Below are 17,971 nucleotides of genomic sequence, written 5' to 3' on the forward strand. Positions count from 1 at the left end.
GCGCTCGTCGGCGTCCGGTCTCGTCGTGCCCCAGGCCTGAGCCTCTCGCACCTGACGCCGACGGGCGGGCCTGGTGGTCCGCGTCCCGGCGGCACGAGCGGCCGGTCCCTCCTCGGAGGGATCGGCCGCTTCGCGTTCTGACGCCGCGGTGCTCCGTGTCCGGGCAGACCACGCCCCGCATCCTGGAGGCCTGCCGCTCCGGGTGCGGGCTCCGCCCGTGACCGTTCCTCCCCAGCCCCCTGCCGTCCACAGGATCGGCCCCGCCCTGGAACGGGCGGCACCGCCCGGCGACGCTGAGGTCACTCGGCAGGGTGCCGAGGCCGGGGAGCTCCCCGGCAGCCAGGAAGGACAGCGCCATGCGCGACATCCAGACCACCGTCACGGTTCGCCAGCACGTACCAGCGCCGGGATGTCCCCACCAGGGGGCAGGATGCCGCCCACGAACGATGACGACCACGAGCTCTACTTCGCGCACCAGCGCGCCGTGCAGACCGTGCACGGCATCGCGATCCGGTACCGGCTCGCGCTCATCGGCCCACGCGTCGACGTTGCCCACTCCGAGCTCGACCAGTCCCTCCCCGAGCACTCCATCCGGGTCCGCGCTGGCGGCGCCGAGCTGCTGATCGACTCCGCGGACTGGGTCGGGCACCGCCCCGAGCTCGAAGAGCACGTCCTCGCATGGTTGCTCGAGCACGTCGACCTCCGCGCCGCCCGGCCCCGCCCCGCAGCGCGCCGCTACGACGAGGTGTGGATGCGGGCGTGGAGGGACGCGAACCCTGGACGCCGCGGGAGCCGGTAGCCTCCGGCCATGAGGAAGATCCTGGTGCGCGCCTCCTGCGCCGTCGCCCTGCCCCTGCTCGCGCTCACCGCCTGCGCCTCGACCCAGAACGAGCACGAGGCGTTCCGTGAAGCCCTCGAGGAAGGCGCGTCCTGTGCCGAGCTGTTCGAGCTCCGCAACGACATGGACCGCAGCGAGACGAACATCGACACCGTGAACGCAGAGCTGCGGGAGGTCGGCTGCTACAGCTCGTCGTCGATGCGCACGGACTCGTAGACGCACGAAAGCGCCCCCACCCGGCCGTCTAGGCCGGGTGGGGGCGTTCTCATCGTCGTCTCGCGGCGCGGTCGTCTTCGTCGTGCTCGCGCTGGCACATGTTCCGCGCCCACTCCGAGGGGTAGGTCGCGGTGCAGCCCCGGCACTGCCAGGACAGGCCAGCAGCCCACTCAGGCGTCGGCATCGTCACGGCCCTCCCCGGCGAGGAGCTGGCGGCGCTTCTGCTGCCGCTCGATCTCCTCGGAGACCTCGTCAGCGCTCAGGCCCTCCACCATGACGTTGTAGACGCCGTCGGCGCCCTGCTCAGCGGGGAGGGTCTCACGTCCATCCGGCACGGCACGGCCGAGCAGCGCGTAGGCGGCGCGGGACATCAGCGCCACGCCAGCGATCACGACCACGGCGGTGGAGACGACGTCGACGAAGCTGTCGGGGAACACGGTCGCGACGCCGGAGACGACGTACGCGACCAGCCCCAGCACCACGCTCACGGCGAGCGCGACGGTCTGGGATCGGGCCGCGGTCCAGCCGGGGCGCTTCGCGATCTGGGTGAGGATCGTCGCGGCGACGCCGGCGAGGATGACGATCGCGGCGATCGGGGAGAGTTCGGACACGGTCTGGATGGTCTCGGTCATGGGAGCTGGGGTCGCTTTCTGGTGAGGGCCTCGAGGCGGGCGTAGATGTCGGTCAGGGCGATCGGGGGTGAGCCGTGCGCGCCGGCCTCCTCCCACTCGACGAAGCGGCGGAGGTCGCGTGCGATGGACTCGAGCTCGGCGAGGACGGAACGCAGCTCGCCTCGGACGAGCTCGAGGTCCGCGGCGGTCTGCTGAAGCGCGGTCTTGGTCTGCTCGAGGTCGGCCTGGGTCGCCTCGAGGCTGCGCTGCGTGCCGTAGGCGAGCTTCAGCGCCATCACGCCCGGGTCCTCCGCGCCGCGCACCTGCTCGTTCGTGACCGGGGCGGTGCCGTCGCCGTCGGCCGAGGAGCGGGCCTTCACGGTGATCCATGTGGTCATCACGCCGATCAGCGCGATGAGGACGGCGGTGATCCCCTGCACTGCGGCGTCACTCATCCATCCCCCTCGACTCGTACGCGTGCACCTGGACCTTTGCCTGCTCGACCTTCTGCCACAGCACGAAGAACCGCGCGAACAGGGCGAGGGACAGGGCCGAGATGTCCGTGGCACGGGGGAGGTGGCCGAGCCCCTCCCCGCCGACGGCCATGTAGGAGACGAGGGCGTAGAGGAGGATCCCGCAAGCGACAGGGCCCGCGATCCGCCACTCCCACAGCGGCTTCCCCGCCGCGACCGCGATCACGCCGACCACGGCGAGGAGCTGCAGCACCCCCCACCCGGTCGTGAGCACATCAGCGACCTGCCCGTAGGAGCGAGGGGGATGCAGCAGCACCGTTGCCCCGGACACCGTGATCAGCGCGTACATCACGCCGCGGACCACGGCCTCCGCGCGGGAGAGCCACCGGGTCCTCATGCGACCACCGGCAGCAGCCAGCACGCATACCAGGTCGTGGGCCCGCACTTCTTGTCGCGGGTGAGGCCGGCGAGGCGCTGGATGTTGTCGATCGCGTTGTCCATCTGGGCGCCCCATCGCCCGTCGACATCGACGCTGTAGCCGCGCTTCACGAGTTGCCGCTGCAGCGTCATGAGGCCCTTCGAGCGGGTCTTCCCGCCGATGGTCTCGATCTCGCCGGGGTTCAGGGAGTTCGCGGACTTCCCGGACACGGACTCGATCGGGCCCGACGCGTCGCCGTAGTAGCAGAGGTGCCCCGGCGTGCGCAGGAGCGGGAAGTCGGGCACGTTCTTGAGCTGCATGAGAGCTGCCTTTCCGGAGGGGAGCTTCGACGAGGACGAGCCGCCCCCGCCAGACGGAGGGGCGATCACTGCGGTGGGGTCCCCGCCGGCGGCCGCAAGGATCTCCGCGATCGGGATGTCGCCGGGGTCGCCGTGGTCGTTCTCCGGGGCGTGCTGGTGGCCGAGCCACCCCGTGTACGCCTCCCACTGGGCGCCGGTGAGCCGCTGCGCGGCCTTCTCCCCGTACGAGCCCGGGTAGTTCGCCCAGACCACCGAGGACGTCAGCGGGATGCCCAGCGACTCCGAGACCGCGGCGAGCACGGCGGCGAGCGCGTCGCGCGCCCACGCCTCCTCGAGGAGGTCGGGGAGGTAGAGGTAGCCGTGCTTCTTCGCGAAGGTGAGGTCGCACGAGCCGATCAGCTCGATCTGGAAGACCCGGGCGTTGTTGGTCTGGACGCCGCCGGCGCGGTTGACGAGCGCGCGGGAGGGGCGGGTCGTGGAGTAGTGCTGCCGCGCCGCGATCGTCCTCGAGGCGGGGTCGAAGCGGACCGTGAGGTGCGGGGCGGAGGAGCCGGCGCCGTAGCCGGGCCAGGTGCCGGTCTCGGTGGAGTGGAGCAGCCCGATCGGCTTGCCGCCGGTGTAGGTCTGGTTCGGGTACTTGTCGTCCCAGAACTGGGTGGTGGCGTCGGCCCAGGGGAAGATCCCGTCGGCTGCGGCGGCGAGCGGCGCCGGCTTCGGCTGTGCGGCTGGGGCCGGGGCGGGGGCGCTGGTGCCGCCGCCGGCGGTCACGGGGACCGCGGGGGCGGCGTTACCTTTTCCCGTCAGGCCCAGGCCCTTCTTCGTCGCGGGGCCGACCTTGCCGTCGGGCTCGAGGCCGAGCTCCTTCTGCTTCGCCTTGATCAGCTGGACGGTGCCGGTGCCGATCTTCCCGTCGACGGTGGCGCCCACGGCGCGCTGCACGGCGGCGTGATCGAGCCACCCCTCGGCGGTGTACTGGTCGGTGCCGTTGTAGACGAAGTGCCAGGGCTCGCCGTTCCGCCGACCCTCGTCCCAGGTCCAGCCGAAGCGGGACCCGTTGGCCTGGATCCAGGACTGGATCGCGGAGGGAGCGATGTCGATCGCGATGCCGCGGGTGTGATTCGCGCCCGTGCCAGTGCCGTAGAGATCGGGGGACGCGACCGCGACGTTGGTGACGTGCCGCCACGCGGTGCCGCCGAACATCCGGTCCGACGACGCCTTCTTGCTCCTCGTGCCGCGGTCGCGGTAGTTCGCCTTGAACAGCGCCACCTGCTCGTCGTAGGACCGGTAGGCGTCGTTGAGCTGGAAGTTCACGCCGGTCTCTGCGACGGCGCGGGCGATCATCCTGGACAGCGAGCTGGCGGCCGCGGGAGTGAGCTTCTCGATCTGGTCTCGGCTGCCCCAGGACGCGGGGAGCGCTTGCAGGGTGGGTGTCATGCGGTGCCTCCTCGGGCATGGGGCGGCCCCGCACACCGTGAGGGTGGGCGGGGCCGTGGAAGGGCGTGCAGCGTCAGGCGGCGTCGGGGTCGGGGAACTCGGCCGCGGCGATCTCGTCCCACGAGTTGGAGACGACGTAGAGGATGTCGGTGTCCTGCACGTCGGGGTAGCCGCAGTCGACGCAGGCCGCTGCGGCGATCGCGGAGTTCGTCGCGATGCGGACGAGGAAGCTCGTCACCGCGAACTCGGGGTTCTGCAGCGCGGCGGACGCGAGTCGCCCGGCCGCGCCCTCGTCCCCGGCCCGTTCCGCGGCGGTCTGGCGGACGGCCGCGGTGGTGCGGGCGCGGACGGTCTGGTTGTCGATGATCTTCGAGGATCCGATCAGGTTGGACACGAGGGGGTTCTCCTTCAGGGGACGTCGAAGAGAGGACTGCGCGGGCAGTCCCCTCTTCGTGGTGGTGTTCAGTCGAGCCAGGCCCACGTCGTGCGGTGCACGACGTGATGGATGGTCACCTTGCCCACTCCGTACTCGGCCGCCAGCTGCTTCTGCAGCACGCCGCCAGCCGCGTAACGACGGCGGATCTCACGGACTTCGTCCTCGGTGAGTCGGTGGGCCGGCTGTCTCTCGCCGCGGAGCGAGGTGCCATGCATGATCGTGTCCGCGTGGTTCGCGGCCTCGGTGTCGTAGCGGAGGTTCCCGAGCCGATTGTCGGATCGCACCCCGTTGCCATGGCAGACGTGGAACCCCGGACCGGGATGCGGTCCGACGAATGCCTCCATGACGAACGAGTGCACCGTGCGTTGAGTCTTCTTCCCGTCGCGACGCAGGCTCACGTAGAGGTAGCCGTTCGCGGCGGGCTCCGAGCGCAAAATGCGCTCAGGCCATACCCGCGGCCCGGTGGTGCCGGGGCCGGTGCTGATTGTTCGGGTGAGCGACTTGACTCGTCCGAGGTCGCTGACCTCGTAGAAGCCCTCATAGCCGGGGATGGGGAGCCATCGTTCTTGGGTAGCATTCACTGCTATCCCCTCCTTGCTCAGATCAAGGTCTGAGGGTCAGGTCCCGGCTGGTGTTGGTAGCACCGCCGGGACCGACCTATTCTACCTGGTCAGCACACTATTTCCGATATGTGACTCGGAACTTGGTGGGGGAGCCCTTGAACTGGCCGTAGTAGGTCAGGCCGGTGTTCGTCGTGTAGACGCTGACGCCCTTGTAGGTGCCGTTCGCGATCTGGGTGTGCCACGACGAGGGGACGGTGACCCAGCGGCCCGCGTAGCGGGGCCAGTTCGCCGAGGTCGTGCCCGAGCCGAGGATCCCCTTGTAGGTGCCGTCGTTCGGGTAGAGCACCGCGGTGCCGCCCGATCCGTAGTACCAATGGGCGTTCTCGAGGTAGACCTCGAACTTCTCAATCGTCGAGCCTGCGAGCGCGCTCCGCATCGCGGGGTAGAACACCCAGCCGCCGTAGCGGTTGCCGTACGAGCTGTAGGTGCCCTGGTAGACGGTGCCGTTGCGGGTGTCCCCGCCGTAGGATGCGGCGTCCCAGGTCTGGGTACGGCGGACGACGATCGGGGTCGGGTCCGCGGGCTCGGTGGCCCCGCCTCCGCCGTCGCCGTCGTTCCACCGCTTCAGAGTCGACGGCATCGAAGGACCCACGTCCTCGATCGAGAGGACGGGCGAGTAGAACGAGGTCGCGAGGACCCGCACCGGACGGCCGGCGACCTCCGGGCGGATCATCCACATCAGCCAGAACCCGCGCCCTGAGGACCAGGAGCCGGTGTCGAGCATGAACTCCATCCCATTGACCGCCGTGGCGCTACCGGCGAAGACGGGATTGCGGGCGAAGATCCCGCGGTAGGTCCCCTCGTTCGGTGTGGTGCCGTGGAGGATGGGGGTGCCGTCGAAGGAGTAGCGGAGCTCCTCCACGATGTTCGTGTTTGTCCCACCGGTCACCTCGACGAAGTGCTCGGAGAGCCGGATCCGGTAGAGGCGTCCCGCCTCGAGCGTTGTCTGGATCTCGCCGCGGCGGGCGTAATCGGAGGTGTCACCGTCGAGCTGCGACGTCGAGGTCAGCTGCCCCCAGGCCCGCATCCCGCGCGGGTACTGGGCGAGGATGTCGCCGAGGGTGTCGCCGCCCACGGCGAGGCTGTCGAAGGATCCCGCCGGTGCCTGCACACCGGACGGCGAGATCATCGTGGACCCAGCCGTGATCAGGTTGTCGCCCGACGGGCCGATGCGGACCATCTCGTACTCGGCGCCGTCGTCATTGATCCCGTACAGGGTGATGCCCGTTGAGTCGATCACGACCCGCTGCCCCGACTCCGCAGTCCGGATCAGGCCCGCCGTCACCATCCGCGCGGCGAGCGCGACCGCGTCGATCAGGCCCGCGTCGACGGTGCCGGCGACGAGGCGGCCCGCGTCGAGGCCGACCTGGACCCAAGCACCGTCGACGAGCTGCCACCGGTCGGTCTCGACCATCGGGGGGCCGAGCTCGACGATCGTCCAGAACGCTCCCTCGGGGTACCCGTCGGTCTCGGCGGGGGTAGAGGTCGCGACGGTGTTGAACTTCGACGCTGTCGCGATGCCCGTGACAAGCTCCTCCTGGAGCCGCTCGAGAGCGGAAGGGATCGTGCGGACCGACTGCTGCTGCCCGTCGCCGTCCGTCCACACGGCGTCGCCGTGTTCGCCGAAGTCCTTCACTCCGGTGGGGCCGGTCTTCGACGAGCGGGCCTCCTCCCGCATCCGCTCCACGGTGGCGCGGAGTGAGTCCTTCGGGCGGGCGTTGAGGTCCCGGTACTCCATCAGGCGACCTCCTCGTCCTCGTAGTCGATCGGTCCGTCGTCCTGGAACTCCAGGTCGACCGTGGCGGAGGTCCAGTTGCCCTTCGCGGCGATGATCCGCTTCGGGGTCGTGCCCTTCGGGACGGTCAGCCAGTCGTCGCCCATCGTGAGGTTGGCGGCGTCGCCGACGTGCCAGTGGCCGATCTGGCAGCGCGGGTCGGCGCCGTCGATCTTCACGGAGATCTGGGTGACGGGAGCGCGGGCCGCGGCGAGCTCCGCCTCGGCGTGGGTGCGGATGAGATCGCCGTTCTCGGAGTCGCTCGTGGACCCGACGACTTCGAGGAGCGGCATCTGGTCGTCGAGGCGGGAGAGGTCCTGCACGACTCGGGCGAGGATGCCCGCGCCCTCGCCGGCGCCGGTCCAGTAGACGCGGTTCGCGATGCGGGCCGCGTCGGTCTTCACGTCCACCTTCGAGATCGGTGACCTCGTGGAGGTGGTGTCGAGGTCCATCGTCCAGTCCTGCGCGATCTGCGGCTGCGCCGCGGTGCCGTTGACCATCACCCACTCGAGATGGGTGCCGTCGTCGGTCCAGCGGGGCCGGAACATGATGTCGGGTCCGTTGCGGACCTTCGTCAGCTCGGTCAGGCGCTTCCATGCGCCGTTGTTCGAGAGGTTGAAGCCCTCGTAGTTGCGGCGGTTCAGGGTCGCGCCGGTCTCCCGCGGGGTGCCGTAGACGATCGGGAGTGTGCCGCCGACCTTCGCGACGGCGTGCTTCACGACCTCCTGCGCGATCGTGCCGAGCGACATCCCAGTCAGGGACACCACCGACTTCATCAGCGCGGTCTGCGGATCGTTCGGCGACGCGACCGGCTCCTGGGCGAGGACGACGCGCTTCTCGAACACGGCGCCGATCCCTCGGCAGGCGAGGGTCGCGGTCGTCTCCGACTCGGCGGGCGGGCCCATCACCGGGCCCGCCACCCAGGCGTCGAGCGTGCCGTCCTCGTGCTGCCAGGACACCGCGACGCTCGTTCGCATGTGCGACCACCACGCCCGCTCGAGCTGGCGCAGCTGGGTCTTCGAGGTCGCGACCGAGAAGTCCTCGATGCCGTTGAGGGGGATGGACCAGCTGCCGGGCGCCGCGAGGTCGAGCTGGGCGCCCTTCCGGCCGTCCATCGTGCGCACCAGGTGAGCGACCCAGGTCACTGCGCCACCCCGACATGCCAGACCTCGAAGCGGTTCCCGGGGTAGCCCTGGTTCGTGCCCTTGTGGTGCATCCAGCCCGGTCCGGACAGGCCCTCGATCTGGTCCTGGATGTAGTGGACCTTGTGCACTCCCTCCGACAGCTGCTTCGTGAAGCTCATGAAGTTGGTCTGCGGCGCGGCGCGGGTGACGCGCGTCGTGAACGCGAGCTCGAGGACGTCGTCGATGTAGACCCGCCACCGGATCGCTGCCGACGGCTGATCCGTCGTGCCCTCCTGGATCGCGGAGAGGCAGTGCGTCATGTCGAACCGCACCCAGGAGTCGGACGGCAGCGGGCGGGTGCGGCCCACCCCCAGCGTGATCGGGGAGACGTTTCCCTTGATCGCGTTCGCCGGATCATGGAACTGGTGCAGCAGCCCCAGCGACCCTCCGGCCGGGACCGCGAAGTTCCGGTCGACGGACTGCTGCGCCGACGTCGTCGCGGTGATCCCCGCGGGGACGACGAACAGGCCGAGGGTGATGCCGCCGCCCGGAGCGGCGCCCTGCGTCACGTACACCAGCCCGTCCCGGTCCATCACAATCCGGTCCTCACGCGTCCCCGTCGAGGGGGCGGGGAGGGTGTTCACCGTCTGCTGCTCGACCGCGTACTCGAGGCCGAGCCCTGCCGCGGTCTTCAGCACCACGGAGCCCGCCGTGACGAGGTACGCCATGCTCGACGTGCCCTTCACGGTCACGCCGCCCGTCGGCTTGATCCCGGAGGTGTGCCAGTTGGCGCCGATGATCCGCTGCAGCTCCGCCGGGGAGGTGCCCTGCAGGATGTCGACGACCTCGGGAGCGGGCTGCTCGCCGAGCTTGATGGGGGCCTTCGGCCAGGGATGCACAGCCATTGCGTGCTCCTCTCTCAGACGTTGATGTCGCGGTGGCGGACGATCGCCCAGCCGGTGCCGCCCTGCAGGAAGCTGAAGTGCACGGATTCGATCGACCGCGGCGGGACGGACGCCCAGCCGCGCTCACCGAGGAGGTGCGACTGGTCCACGCCGCCGACCGTGACCGCGCCGGCCATGTCGACGGTCACCGGGATGTCCATGAACGTGGGCCACGGGTAGGTGACGCGCTTGTCGCCGACCCCGACGGCGAACCCCGGCGAGTCCGCCCAGACCGTGAACTGCGGTGGCGACGCGGTGTTCCCGTCGTTCCAGATCCAGTCGTCCGTCGCCACCGCCGTGCCGAACGAGATCACCCCGCCCCTCGAGAAGGGGGCGAAGTCGAACCCGACGCCCGCCCCGGCCGGATGCAGGTACGTCTCCCGCCACGGCGTGTACAGCTCCGGATCCGGGGCCGTCAGCGGGATCGAGACCGTGAACGCCGACGGCGAGGTCCGAGCGATCAGCACCTCGCCGGTGCGCTCCACGACGGTCGTCAGCGCCGGCACCCCGGTCTCCTCGACCGTCAGCTCCCCCGCCTCACCATCGGCGAGCGCAGCGGACAGCTGCCGCTTCACGTAGTTCGCGTGCTCCCAGGAGTCGAGGGCGATCTTCGCCTTCACCTCGAGGGTGCGGGAGGAGCGGGTGCGGGTCGTCGGGAACGAGCCGTGGCCGAGTCGTTCCTCGTTCTCGCCCCGCATGGAGAACCCGCCGTACCAGCCGGTGGGCGTGCCGTCGACCCAGAACTCGGCGTGGGGGTCGAGCTCGCGGGACGACGCCGCCAAGGCGATGTCGCCCCGCGAGTTCGTGAGGAGGACCTTCTGGATCATCGGGGCCTCCTCACGCGCTCTCGAGTTCCATGGCGACGCGGCGCATGATCTCGTCGGCCAGACGGTCCACGTCTGCGTCGGAGAGCTGCGTCGCGGTGATCGGCACCGTCACGGACGGGCCGCCGGTGCCGCCGGCCTCGAGCATCTGGATGATGCTCTGGCCCTGCTTGCCGGTGAACACCGGCTCGGGCACCCCGGACTTGTTGTGCACGAGGGACAGGCCGGGCTTGAGCCAGCCGCCCTCGTCGTAGACCAGGGGCTCGATCCCGCCGACGAGACCGCCGTGCGCGTAGCCGCCGCGCCGGTTCCACCCCGCCGCGAGGGAGGGGTAGGTGGCGCGGGTGTACCGGATCGACGCGAGGATGTTCGACAGGGGGTCGAAGATGTCCTTGTCGTAGCCCGGTCGGGCGTAGGCACGGAAGGTCGGGCCGATGACCTGCATGAGGCCCTTCGACGGGGTGCCGCGCTTCGCGTTGCTGTCCCAGTTGTTCACGGCCCTCGGGTCGAAGCCGGACTCCTGGTTCATGCGGCGGAGCAGCGCCTGGAGGTTCGCTCCGGAGAACGCGCCCTCCATCGTCAGCGCCCGAGTCGCGGTCGGGGTCCAGCGCGTGGCCTTCACCCCGGCGACAGTGGTGTCGACCTGGTCCGAGGCCCAGTCGCCGATCTCGCCGAGCTTCCCGGTCGCCCAGTCGAGCGCCGAGCCGATCAGCTTCTTCGGCATCCCGAAGAGGATGTCGCCCCACAAGGTGTCGCCGACTCCGGCCCGGACGGTCTCCTTGATGGAGTCCCACAGGCCGGCGAACGGGTTCCACCATCCGCCGCCGTCGCCGCTGCCCGCCGCGCCGCCGGCGCCCAGGTAGGGCAGCGGGTCGACGTACTTCCCGTCCTTGCGGAGCGAGAAGTGGAGATGCGGGCCCGAGCTACGGCCGGTGGATCCGGCGTAGCCGATCACCTGCCCGGCCGTGACCGCTGCGCCCGAGGGCACTGCGAAGTCGGACAGGTGGTGGTATCCGGCCGTGAGCCCGTTCCCGATCGAGAGCTCGAGCTTCTTCCCCGCCGCAGGGTTCCGGGTCCGGGACGCGGACCCAGCTCCCACCGCGACGAGGCTCGTGCCCGACGGCATGGGCCAGTCGATGCCCTTGTGCCGGCCGCTGCGCGCCCCGAACCCGTCCCCGCGAGGGAACGAGCCACGGAACGGCATGCCGATCTTCACCAGGCCACCGCCGGCGAAGCCGGAGACGAAGTCCGCGAACGACCTGCCGGACGTGCGGGCCTCGTGGTTCGCGCGGAGGAACAGCGACTGGGACTCGCGGTCCCGCAGCCCCTCCGACACGAGCACGCCCTCACCACGGCGAGCAGCGATCAGCTGATCATCACCATCCCGCCAGGACGACTGCCCCGGCAGGATGCCGCCCGTGGTGTACCCCTTGAGGGCCGCGGGCATCTCGAGATGCTTCACGTCCTCGTAGTTCGGGTCGAACCACGCGCCGACCTTGTTGAACGGGTCGATGACGGACTTGTTGATCACGTCCTCGATCACGAACCGGACCGGCTTCGCGGCGAAGCCCTTCAGCTTGTCCCAGGCCGTGCCGATCGCCTCGACGCCCTTCTCGAAGCCGGGCGCGACGTCGTTGGAGATGAAGTTCTTCAGCGGCGTGAAGACCTTGTCCCGCACGAAGACCCAGCCCTTGTCGAGGACGTCCTGCACGTTCTTCCAGACCGGCTTGATGATCGACTCGTACAGCCACGAGAACACCGGGCCGACGACGTTCCGCACGGTCCAGTCGATGATCGAGAAGATCACCTTGATGACCTTCCAGGCCGTGTCGATGGCCCAGGAGATGCCGTTCCATGCCGGGACCACGACGTTCTGCCACAGCCACACGATCGTCGGACCGACGATCGCGGTCAGGAACCACTTCAAGGCGTCGAGCGCCGGGAAGATCACCGAGTTCCAGGCCCACGAGATGATCGCCCCGATGGTGGTGAAGGCCGGCGAGACGATGTTCTGCCAGAGCCACACGATGTTGGGGGCCAGGGTGTTGGTCAGGAAGCCGTAGAACTCGCCCAGGGCGGGCTTGATCACGGACTGCCAGGCGAAGACGATGAACGCGCCGATCGCGGCGAACACCGGCTGCACGTAGTCGGTCCAGAGCCGCTGCACGATCGGGAACATCTCGTCGCGGATGTAGCCGACGAGCTGCTGGATCGCCGGGACCACGACGCCCATCACGATCTGCGACCAGTAGTCGCCGAGCGTCTGGACCCACTGGACCACGACCGGGATCACCTCGCCGGCGACGGCCGAGAGGACATCCCACCCGGTCTGCAGCGCAGGCCAGAGCGTCGTCGAGAACCACTCCCCGACGGCGCCGACGGCCTCCTGCAGCCACTCGAAGCCCGCGACGATCACGGGCAGCGCCGTGGTGGTGAACCACTCCGTGACCGCGCCGATCGCGATCTGGATGCCCTCCCACGCCGTCTGCAGCACCTGCGCGCCGAGCTCGGTCTCGGTGAAGAACCACGTCAGCACGCCGACCGCGGCACCGATCGCGAGGGGGATCCAGCCGATCGCGGCGAGCGCCCCGGAGATCACGCCGCCGAGCGACATGATGGCGCCGACGACCGCGGTCCCGCCGAGGTAGAGCAGGAACCCGCCGACGCCGGACAGGATGGGGATCAGGTTGTCGCGCAGCCAGCCACCGACCTCGATCGCGGCGTCGCGCAGCATGAGGAGCGCCCCGACGGCGGGGTGGTCCTCCTCCCAGCCGAACGCGTCACGGAGCGCGCCGGTGAAGTCCCCGCCGACGACGAGGTCCCAGATGCCCTTGATCCCGTCCCGGACCCGGAACAGGAAGTCGACGGCGGCGGAGTCCTCTTCCCAGCCGAACGCCGCGGTGAGCGCGCCGGTGAAGTCCCCGTTGACCAGCAGGTCGTAGATCCCACGGACTCCCTGGGAGAACGTCTCGATGTAGGGGGTGACCTTCTCGCCGAGCCCGTCGACGAACGCGGTCACGCCGCGCAGCGCCGGGGCGATCAGGGGGTAGAAGTCCTCGAGCGCGGACGCGCCGAGGCGCGACACCGCGGCCTTCAGGTTCGCGAAGGAGCCGCGGACGGTCTCGCCGGACTTCTGGGCGGCGCCGCCGAGGTTCTGCTCCATCGCCTTCGCGAAGACGTCGAAGCCGACCTCGCCCTTGGACCCGAGCTCCTGCGCCTCGGCGGCGGTGACGCCCATGACGTCGCCGATCATCTGCCAGATCGGGATGCCCGACTCGAGCAGCTGCATCGCGTCGTCGCCCTGGAGCTTCCCCTTGGACGCGACGGACGACCAGATCAGTCCCATGTCGCCGATGTCGCGCTTCGCGATCGTGGCGGAGTCCGCGACGAGCGAGAGGGTGTTGGTGAGGTCCTCGCCCGGCTTGATGCCGGCGGCCGTCATCGTCGCGGCCACCGAGGCGGCCTCGCCCATCCCGAACGCGGTGCCCTTCACCGAGGCGAGCGCCGACTCCATCACCTTGTCGACCTCGGCGCCGGACATCTGCAGGCCCTCGAGCGAGGCCCGAGCGTCCTCGATGTCGGCGAGGCGGTTGAAGCCTCCGACCAGCGCACCGCCAGCGAACGCGGCGCCGCCGGCGGCGAGGCCTGCAGCGCCCCACTTCACGCCCTTCCCGATGCCGCCGAGGAGCGCGTCGCCGCGGGACCGGATCCGCTCGGCTTCCTTCTCGACCTCGCGGCCGATGCCCTTCATGCCGTTGACGATCTGCTTCTTCAGACCGCCGGTGCCGTCCATGCCGGACCAGAGCCGCTTCCACGCGGGGAGCGCCTTCTCGGCCTCCTGCGCTGCCTGGCCGGTCTCGCGAGCGAGGTCGTCCTGGGCGCGGGCGTGGTCGGCGGCGGCGTCGCGCGCTTCCTGGTGCGCGACCTTCGACTCGGTGATCGCGGCGCGCAGCGCGATGTCCTCGTTCTCGACCTTCTCGGTGGCCTGGCCGAGCTTCGAGCGCGCACCCTCGAGCTTCGCGGTGGAGGCGGTGACCTCGGCGTCGGCCTTCGCGGAGTCCGCGCGCTTGCCGGCGAGGTCCAGCTCCGCCTTCGCGAGCTCGTCGGTGGATGCCTCTCCGCTCGCGCGGCGCGCAGCGATGTCGCGCTCTGCCCGCTCGACCTCGGCGCTCTTCGACGCGGCGGTCGAGCGGCGCTTCTCGAGGTCGGCCTCGGCGCGCTCGACGTTCGCCGCGGCGGAGCGCTCCTTGTCGCGGGCGTCGATGATGCGGGTCTGGGACTTCCCGACCTCGGAGGCGGCCTTCCGCGCGGCGGTGGCCTGCTCGTCCGCGGCCTTCTTCGCGGCGCGCTCGACCTTCTCGAGCTCCTGCACGACGGGGGAGACATCGGCCTTCTTCGTCTCGGAGTTGATGCCGTCGACGAGCGCCCGGCCACCCTCGGTGCCGGCCTTCTTCGAGGCGTCCTTGACGCCCTTCATGAGGGGGGCGGCGAAGCCCTTCATCTGCGGGAGAACGTCCACCCATGCGGCATCCGAGCGCGCCATCGCCGCCCCCTCTCTATGAAGTTGTGGCGGGGCTCAGGGGCCCCACAAGCGCTCCAAGTTCGCGCTGATCTCCTGCTGCTCGACCTCGTCGAGCACGTCCCCGTCGGAGAACCCGCCATCCACCCCGGGGGCGGGAAGGAGGTCGGGCTGGACGGGCGGTGCGCCCTTCTCGCGAAACAGGTTCGCGAGCGCGGCGTTGAGGACCCGCAGCTGGGACGAGACGTCCCACGACAGGAGCGTCTCGTCGGTCCAGCCGTGGCCGGCTGCGGCGCGGTATGCCGGTGCGTTCAGGGGCAGGTGCTCGACCATCAGCCGCAGCTGACGCAGAGACACCCGCCCCTGGAAGTACTCGCGCAGAGGGTCCCTCGGCGCGTACGCCTGGAGGAGGGACGCCTCCACCGCCTCGGGGTGATCCCCGAGGAGGCTCAGTGCCGAGTAAGCCGCACCTTCTGGGCTTTTTCCTGCGACTCGCGGGAGATCACGCCGAACAGCATCCCCAGGTCATCGAGGCTGTTGCCGTCGGCGACGAACTCCTCGTACTGGTCGCCGAGCAGCACCTCGCAGATCTCGTACTTCGAGGACGCGTCGTCCATCGCCTCCTGCTGCTCGTCGTTCATGAAGAGGGGGTGCGGGAAGGTGTAGACCTTCTCGTTCTTCCCCTCGAACTCGACGGTGCCGCCCTCGGTGCCGACCGCCTCCTCATAGGCGGGCCGGACCTCCTCGAGGCGGTAACGCTTGCGGTTGTTCTTCTTCGACATGCTGGATACCTCCGGGATGCTGGTGTGCTGGTTGTTGAGTCGGCGCGCGCCGCACCAGCGAACGACGCGCGCCGACGATCAGGGGGAGCCGGCGGCGTCAGCCGCCGACCGGGGGCTCCGCGGGCAGGTAGAACGGGCCGTTCTGCGCGCGGCGGTAGGTGAGGTTCGTGGCCGGGTCCTTGTAGAGCCCGAACGTGAACTGGAAGCCCTCCGCGTCGGCGCGGGACAGGGTCCGCTCTCCGAGGTTGGTGACCTTCGCGCGGTACGCCTGCTCGACGCGGTACTTCGTCTGCGAGCCCGTGCCGTCCTGGGTCAGCATCAGCAGCCGGTAGAACGGCGGGTCGGACACCTCGCCGAAGCTGTAGTCCCAGGCCGCGGACTTCGACGCGGGCCACTCGGAGACGGGCAGGCCGTGGTACAGGCCGTTCACCCAGGCGTTCGCCTCACCGAACGTCGCGGCGAGGGTGCGAGCGATCGACTCGATGTCCGACCGGACCGGCTCGACGTCCTGGTCCATGTTGGTGTCGGTCGAGGAGACGTCGTTGCCCTGGGTCACGCCGTCGGTGGTGACGTAGCCCATCTGCCGGAAGTAGTCCGGCAGCGGAGTCGGCTCACCCTCCGAGGTGAAGAGCTCCTCGACCGGGGGCTGGTCGTAGTCGGCGAGCGCCAGGATCTTGTTGCCGTGCTTGAGGACGAGCCGGTTGTCGGTCTCGATGTTGTCGGTCACGAATGCCATGACAGGGGTTCCTTCCACGTGAAGAAGCCCGCCACGGGGATCGTGACGGGCCGGGGCGCCCGGGCAGGGGCGCGCTGAGGTGGGTCTACTGCGGGAGCGGGTGCGGGCGGACGGTGATGTCGAACGTTCCGACCTGCCGCTCGAGGTCGACGTCGTCCGCGGGGACGTCCGCGAACTCGGCCGTGCACTGCACGTCGTCGACGTGCGCGGTGGTGTCCGACTCGGACGGGAGGGTGAACATGTACACCTCGAGCATCTGGACCAGGGAGTTCAGCTCGTCGAGGTCGGGGTGGAACGCCTCCACGTCGAAGGTGTACGTCTTCGAGAAGCCGTCCGAGGGAGGGCCGGGGAGCCGGTCGACCCAGATGCACGGAGCGACCGACTGCCAGCCGTCATCAGGGCGGCGGGAGTAGACCGGCAGCCCCGTGCGGTCCGAGAGGTAGGCGATGAGGAGCCGTGTGGTGTTCGGCCACGCGCCGATGATCTTCGTCATCGCGAGCTCACCGCCCGTGCCGCCCGGAGCATCAGTCGGTACTTGTCGAACCGGGAGGTGCCCCGCTCGTACTTCGCGGCGCCCGGCGCGACGACCCGCGCGTAGGGCCGCTGGAACCCCTGTGCCTTCGTGCCCGGGCGAGTTCCCTCCTCGACCCGGATGTCGGCCGAGAGCTGACGGAGACCCTGACGGGCCGCCGTCGCCTTCGCCCGCGCCGCGACCTGAGTCGCCCGCGCCCGCAGCCGCCGGCGCACCGCCGGGGTCTGCGACGCCTGCTGCACGATCCTTCGCACGTCCACGCCATCACCCCCGATCGAGCTTGAGGAAGAACTCGGTGTGCGGGAACGCGCCGACGAACAGCTGAGGATGCCCATCGACCTGGTACTCGGTGCCGCGCCAGGTCACCCTGTCGTGCGCCTCGACCACGTACGTGAGCGGACCCGAGACCCGGTAGCGGGCCGTGATCACCTTCTCGTTCCCGACCGACTCGGTCGACCCGACCGGCACCACCGAGTAGCCCTCGAGCAGCGTGTCGACGGGCGTCCCGGTCGCGCGACCGTTCGCATCCGGGCGCCCGGTCGCCACCTGGTGCACCGTGAGCGTCTCCCCATGGATGTCGCCGTCGAACCAGCTCATCGCCGACCCTCCGGCCACTCCGGAAACAGACCCTCGAACGGGCCCGGATCCGGGAAGCTCCCCAGCGGGGTCGCCTGTCGGGCCGACGCCGAGCCGTCGAGGATGTCCAGCATCCACGGCGCGTACACCCACGGGTCCCGCGGGTTGCCCGCCTGGTCGAGGGTGATCGATCGCGACTCGGACCCGGAGGTCACCTGCCACGACTTCGCGCCCGGCGTCGGCGGGCCACCGAGGACCGGGAGCACCAGCCACGTCACCACATCGGCGACGTCGGCGGCGTTCACGGTCCCCGCAGCGACCCGCGCGCGCAGCGCCGGCCACCGCCGATCGATGTCACGAGACACCGACCCGATCAGCGCCTCGGCGCGCTGCTTCTCCGCGGGGGAGAGGGGACGCCACGGCGCCGACACCTGGTCGGGCGTGGCCCACGGATCGAGCTCAGCCATGACGCCCCCTCCCGGTCACTTCGCGGCGGCGCCGCGCGCGGCCGACTTCTCGGCCGCCGACTTCTCCGCGGCGGCCTTCTCGGCGGCCGCGCGCTCGGCTGCAGCCTTGTCGGCGGCGGCCTTCGCCTCGGCCTCGGCGACGTCCTGCGGAGAGTCCGCCTCGGGCACCTCGACCTCGGCGATCAGGCCGTTGTTCTTCAGCCGGGTCACGTCCTTGCGGTCGACGCCGGACGGCAGCACCGCGCCCTTGTAGAGGTAGCGCTCCTGCCCGGAGACGTTCACGACGACGCACGCCGCGATGACCTTGATCTGCTTCGCCATGAT

At 70.1% G+C, this 17,971-nt stretch carries 21 protein-coding genes; 2 read left to right on the forward strand and 19 right to left on the reverse strand.

Annotated elements, in window-relative coordinates; genetic code table 11:
- The first annotated feature begins 430 nt into the window (after nt 1-430).
- The gene (locus HMPREF3159_RS12970) at nt 431-799 is read left to right on the forward strand and encodes a hypothetical protein (protein WP_010549692.1); all 369 of its coding nucleotides are present in this window, start codon (nt 431-433) and stop codon (nt 797-799) included.
- 9 nt (nt 800-808) lie between these two features.
- The gene (locus HMPREF3159_RS12975; protein ID WP_010549691.1) at nt 809-1,054 is read left to right on the forward strand and encodes a hypothetical protein; all 246 of its coding nucleotides are present in this window, start codon (nt 809-811) and stop codon (nt 1,052-1,054) included.
- 170 nt (nt 1,055-1,224) lie between these two features.
- On the opposite strand, the gene HMPREF3159_RS17205 is transcribed toward HMPREF3159_RS12975, so the two are convergent.
- From HMPREF3159_RS17205 to HMPREF3159_RS13070, 19 genes are all read right to left on the reverse strand, one after another.
- Entirely contained in the window at nt 1,225-1,686 is a 462-nt protein-coding gene (locus HMPREF3159_RS17205) for a hypothetical protein (RefSeq protein WP_010549690.1), read from the reverse strand.
- Nucleotides 1,683-2,120 (reverse strand): hypothetical protein, encoded by a 438-nt coding sequence (locus HMPREF3159_RS12985; RefSeq protein WP_138983758.1) that lies wholly within the window; start codon nt 2,118-2,120, stop codon nt 1,683-1,685. The genes HMPREF3159_RS17205 and HMPREF3159_RS12985 overlap by 4 nt, the downstream gene beginning before the upstream one ends.
- Nucleotides 2,113-2,535, reverse strand: a complete 423-nt coding sequence (locus HMPREF3159_RS12990) for a hypothetical protein (RefSeq protein WP_010549688.1) — start codon at nt 2,533-2,535, stop codon at nt 2,113-2,115. The genes HMPREF3159_RS12985 and HMPREF3159_RS12990 overlap by 8 nt, the downstream gene beginning before the upstream one ends.
- Complete coding sequence (locus HMPREF3159_RS12995) at nt 2,532-4,310, reverse strand: peptidoglycan-binding protein (protein ID WP_010549687.1); 1,779 nt, start codon at nt 4,308-4,310, stop codon at nt 2,532-2,534. Before HMPREF3159_RS12995 ends, HMPREF3159_RS12990 begins: the two co-directional genes overlap by 4 nt.
- A gap of 73 nt (nt 4,311-4,383) precedes the next feature.
- Entirely contained in the window at nt 4,384-4,704 is a 321-nt protein-coding gene (locus tag HMPREF3159_RS13000) for a hypothetical protein (protein WP_010549686.1), read from the reverse strand.
- A gap of 68 nt (nt 4,705-4,772) precedes the next feature.
- On the reverse strand, nt 4,773-5,327 hold the full coding sequence (locus tag HMPREF3159_RS13005) for an NUMOD4 domain-containing protein (protein WP_083305950.1): 555 nt from the start codon (nt 5,325-5,327) through the stop codon (nt 4,773-4,775).
- 97 nt (nt 5,328-5,424) lie between these two features.
- Entirely contained in the window at nt 5,425-7,107 is a 1,683-nt protein-coding gene (locus tag HMPREF3159_RS13010; protein ID WP_010549684.1) for a hypothetical protein, read from the reverse strand.
- Entirely contained in the window at nt 7,107-8,288 is a 1,182-nt protein-coding gene (locus HMPREF3159_RS13015; RefSeq protein ID WP_010549683.1) for a hypothetical protein, read from the reverse strand. The genes HMPREF3159_RS13010 and HMPREF3159_RS13015 overlap by 1 nt, the downstream gene beginning before the upstream one ends.
- Nucleotides 8,285-9,172 (reverse strand): hypothetical protein, encoded by an 888-nt coding sequence (locus HMPREF3159_RS13020; protein WP_010549682.1) that lies wholly within the window; start codon nt 9,170-9,172, stop codon nt 8,285-8,287. Before HMPREF3159_RS13020 ends, HMPREF3159_RS13015 begins: the two co-directional genes overlap by 4 nt.
- A gap of 14 nt (nt 9,173-9,186) precedes the next feature.
- Nucleotides 9,187-10,038, reverse strand: coding sequence for a hypothetical protein (locus HMPREF3159_RS13025; protein ID WP_010549681.1), 852 nt, complete (start codon nt 10,036-10,038; stop codon nt 9,187-9,189).
- A gap of 10 nt (nt 10,039-10,048) precedes the next feature.
- Nucleotides 10,049-14,578 (reverse strand): peptidoglycan DD-metalloendopeptidase family protein, encoded by a 4,530-nt coding sequence (locus HMPREF3159_RS13030; protein ID WP_083305951.1) that lies wholly within the window; start codon nt 14,576-14,578, stop codon nt 10,049-10,051.
- Nucleotides 14,579-14,611: 33 nt separating this feature from the next.
- Nucleotides 14,612-14,977, reverse strand: coding sequence for a hypothetical protein (locus tag HMPREF3159_RS13035; protein WP_070501488.1), 366 nt, complete (start codon nt 14,975-14,977; stop codon nt 14,612-14,614).
- Between the two features lie 26 nt (nt 14,978-15,003).
- Complete coding sequence (locus tag HMPREF3159_RS13040) at nt 15,004-15,336, reverse strand: hypothetical protein (protein ID WP_010549678.1); 333 nt, start codon at nt 15,334-15,336, stop codon at nt 15,004-15,006.
- A 97-nt stretch (nt 15,337-15,433) separates the two neighbouring features.
- Nucleotides 15,434-16,072, reverse strand: a complete 639-nt coding sequence (locus HMPREF3159_RS13045) for a hypothetical protein (RefSeq protein WP_070501490.1) — start codon at nt 16,070-16,072, stop codon at nt 15,434-15,436.
- An 85-nt stretch (nt 16,073-16,157) separates the two neighbouring features.
- The gene (locus HMPREF3159_RS13050; RefSeq protein WP_010549676.1) at nt 16,158-16,565 is read right to left on the reverse strand and encodes a hypothetical protein; all 408 of its coding nucleotides are present in this window, start codon (nt 16,563-16,565) and stop codon (nt 16,158-16,160) included.
- Nucleotides 16,562-16,864 (reverse strand): hypothetical protein, encoded by a 303-nt coding sequence (locus HMPREF3159_RS17555; RefSeq protein ID WP_166844212.1) that lies wholly within the window; start codon nt 16,862-16,864, stop codon nt 16,562-16,564. The genes HMPREF3159_RS13050 and HMPREF3159_RS17555 overlap by 4 nt, the downstream gene beginning before the upstream one ends.
- Before the next feature lie 4 nt (nt 16,865-16,868).
- Nucleotides 16,869-17,201, reverse strand: coding sequence for a hypothetical protein (locus tag HMPREF3159_RS13060; protein WP_070501493.1), 333 nt, complete (start codon nt 17,199-17,201; stop codon nt 16,869-16,871).
- Nucleotides 17,198-17,647 (reverse strand): Gp19/Gp15/Gp42 family protein, encoded by a 450-nt coding sequence (locus HMPREF3159_RS13065; RefSeq protein WP_070501495.1) that lies wholly within the window; start codon nt 17,645-17,647, stop codon nt 17,198-17,200. Before HMPREF3159_RS13065 ends, HMPREF3159_RS13060 begins: the two co-directional genes overlap by 4 nt.
- Nucleotides 17,648-17,662: 15 nt before the next feature.
- The gene (locus HMPREF3159_RS13070) at nt 17,663-17,968 is read right to left on the reverse strand and encodes a hypothetical protein (protein ID WP_070501497.1); all 306 of its coding nucleotides are present in this window, start codon (nt 17,966-17,968) and stop codon (nt 17,663-17,665) included.
- Nucleotides 17,969-17,971 lie beyond the last annotated feature (3 nt).

The organism is Brachybacterium sp. HMSC06H03 (genome assembly GCF_001807385.1).
In the GTDB taxonomy this organism is placed as follows: domain Bacteria; phylum Actinomycetota; class Actinomycetes; order Actinomycetales; family Dermabacteraceae; genus Brachybacterium; species Brachybacterium conglomeratum.

Bases quoted from the DNA above. Each gene is read 5' to 3' on its own strand.
- HMPREF3159_RS12970 (WP_010549692.1), top strand. From the start codon at position 431: ATGCCGCCCACGAACGATGACGACCACGAGCTCTACTTCGCGCACCAG.
- HMPREF3159_RS12975 (WP_010549691.1), top strand. From the start codon at position 809: ATGAGGAAGATCCTGGTGCGCGCCTCCTGCGCCGTCGCCCTGCCCCTG.
- HMPREF3159_RS17205 (WP_010549690.1), bottom strand. From the start codon at position 1,686: ATGACCGAGACCATCCAGACCGTGTCCGAACTCTCCCCGATCGCCGCG.
- HMPREF3159_RS12985 (WP_138983758.1), bottom strand. From the start codon at position 2,120: ATGAGTGACGCCGCAGTGCAGGGGATCACCGCCGTCCTCATCGCGCTG.
- HMPREF3159_RS12990 (WP_010549688.1), bottom strand. From the start codon at position 2,535: ATGAGGACCCGGTGGCTCTCCCGCGCGGAGGCCGTGGTCCGCGGCGTG.
- HMPREF3159_RS12995 (WP_010549687.1), bottom strand. From the start codon at position 4,310: ATGACACCCACCCTGCAAGCGCTCCCCGCGTCCTGGGGCAGCCGAGAC.
- HMPREF3159_RS13010 (WP_010549684.1), bottom strand. From the start codon at position 7,107: ATGGAGTACCGGGACCTCAACGCCCGCCCGAAGGACTCACTCCGCGCC.
- HMPREF3159_RS13020 (WP_010549682.1), bottom strand. From the start codon at position 9,172: ATGGCTGTGCATCCCTGGCCGAAGGCCCCCATCAAGCTCGGCGAGCAG.
- HMPREF3159_RS13025 (WP_010549681.1), bottom strand. From the start codon at position 10,038: ATGATCCAGAAGGTCCTCCTCACGAACTCGCGGGGCGACATCGCCTTG.
- HMPREF3159_RS13030 (WP_083305951.1), bottom strand. From the start codon at position 14,578: ATGGCGCGCTCGGATGCCGCATGGGTGGACGTTCTCCCGCAGATGAAG.
- HMPREF3159_RS13040 (WP_010549678.1), bottom strand. From the start codon at position 15,336: ATGTCGAAGAAGAACAACCGCAAGCGTTACCGCCTCGAGGAGGTCCGG.
- HMPREF3159_RS13045 (WP_070501490.1), bottom strand. From the start codon at position 16,072: ATGGCATTCGTGACCGACAACATCGAGACCGACAACCGGCTCGTCCTC.
- HMPREF3159_RS13050 (WP_010549676.1), bottom strand. From the start codon at position 16,565: ATGACGAAGATCATCGGCGCGTGGCCGAACACCACACGGCTCCTCATC.
- HMPREF3159_RS13060 (WP_070501493.1), bottom strand. From the start codon at position 17,201: ATGAGCTGGTTCGACGGCGACATCCATGGGGAGACGCTCACGGTGCAC.
- HMPREF3159_RS13065 (WP_070501495.1), bottom strand. From the start codon at position 17,647: ATGGCTGAGCTCGATCCGTGGGCCACGCCCGACCAGGTGTCGGCGCCG.
- HMPREF3159_RS13070 (WP_070501497.1), bottom strand. From the start codon at position 17,968: ATGGCGAAGCAGATCAAGGTCATCGCGGCGTGCGTCGTCGTGAACGTC.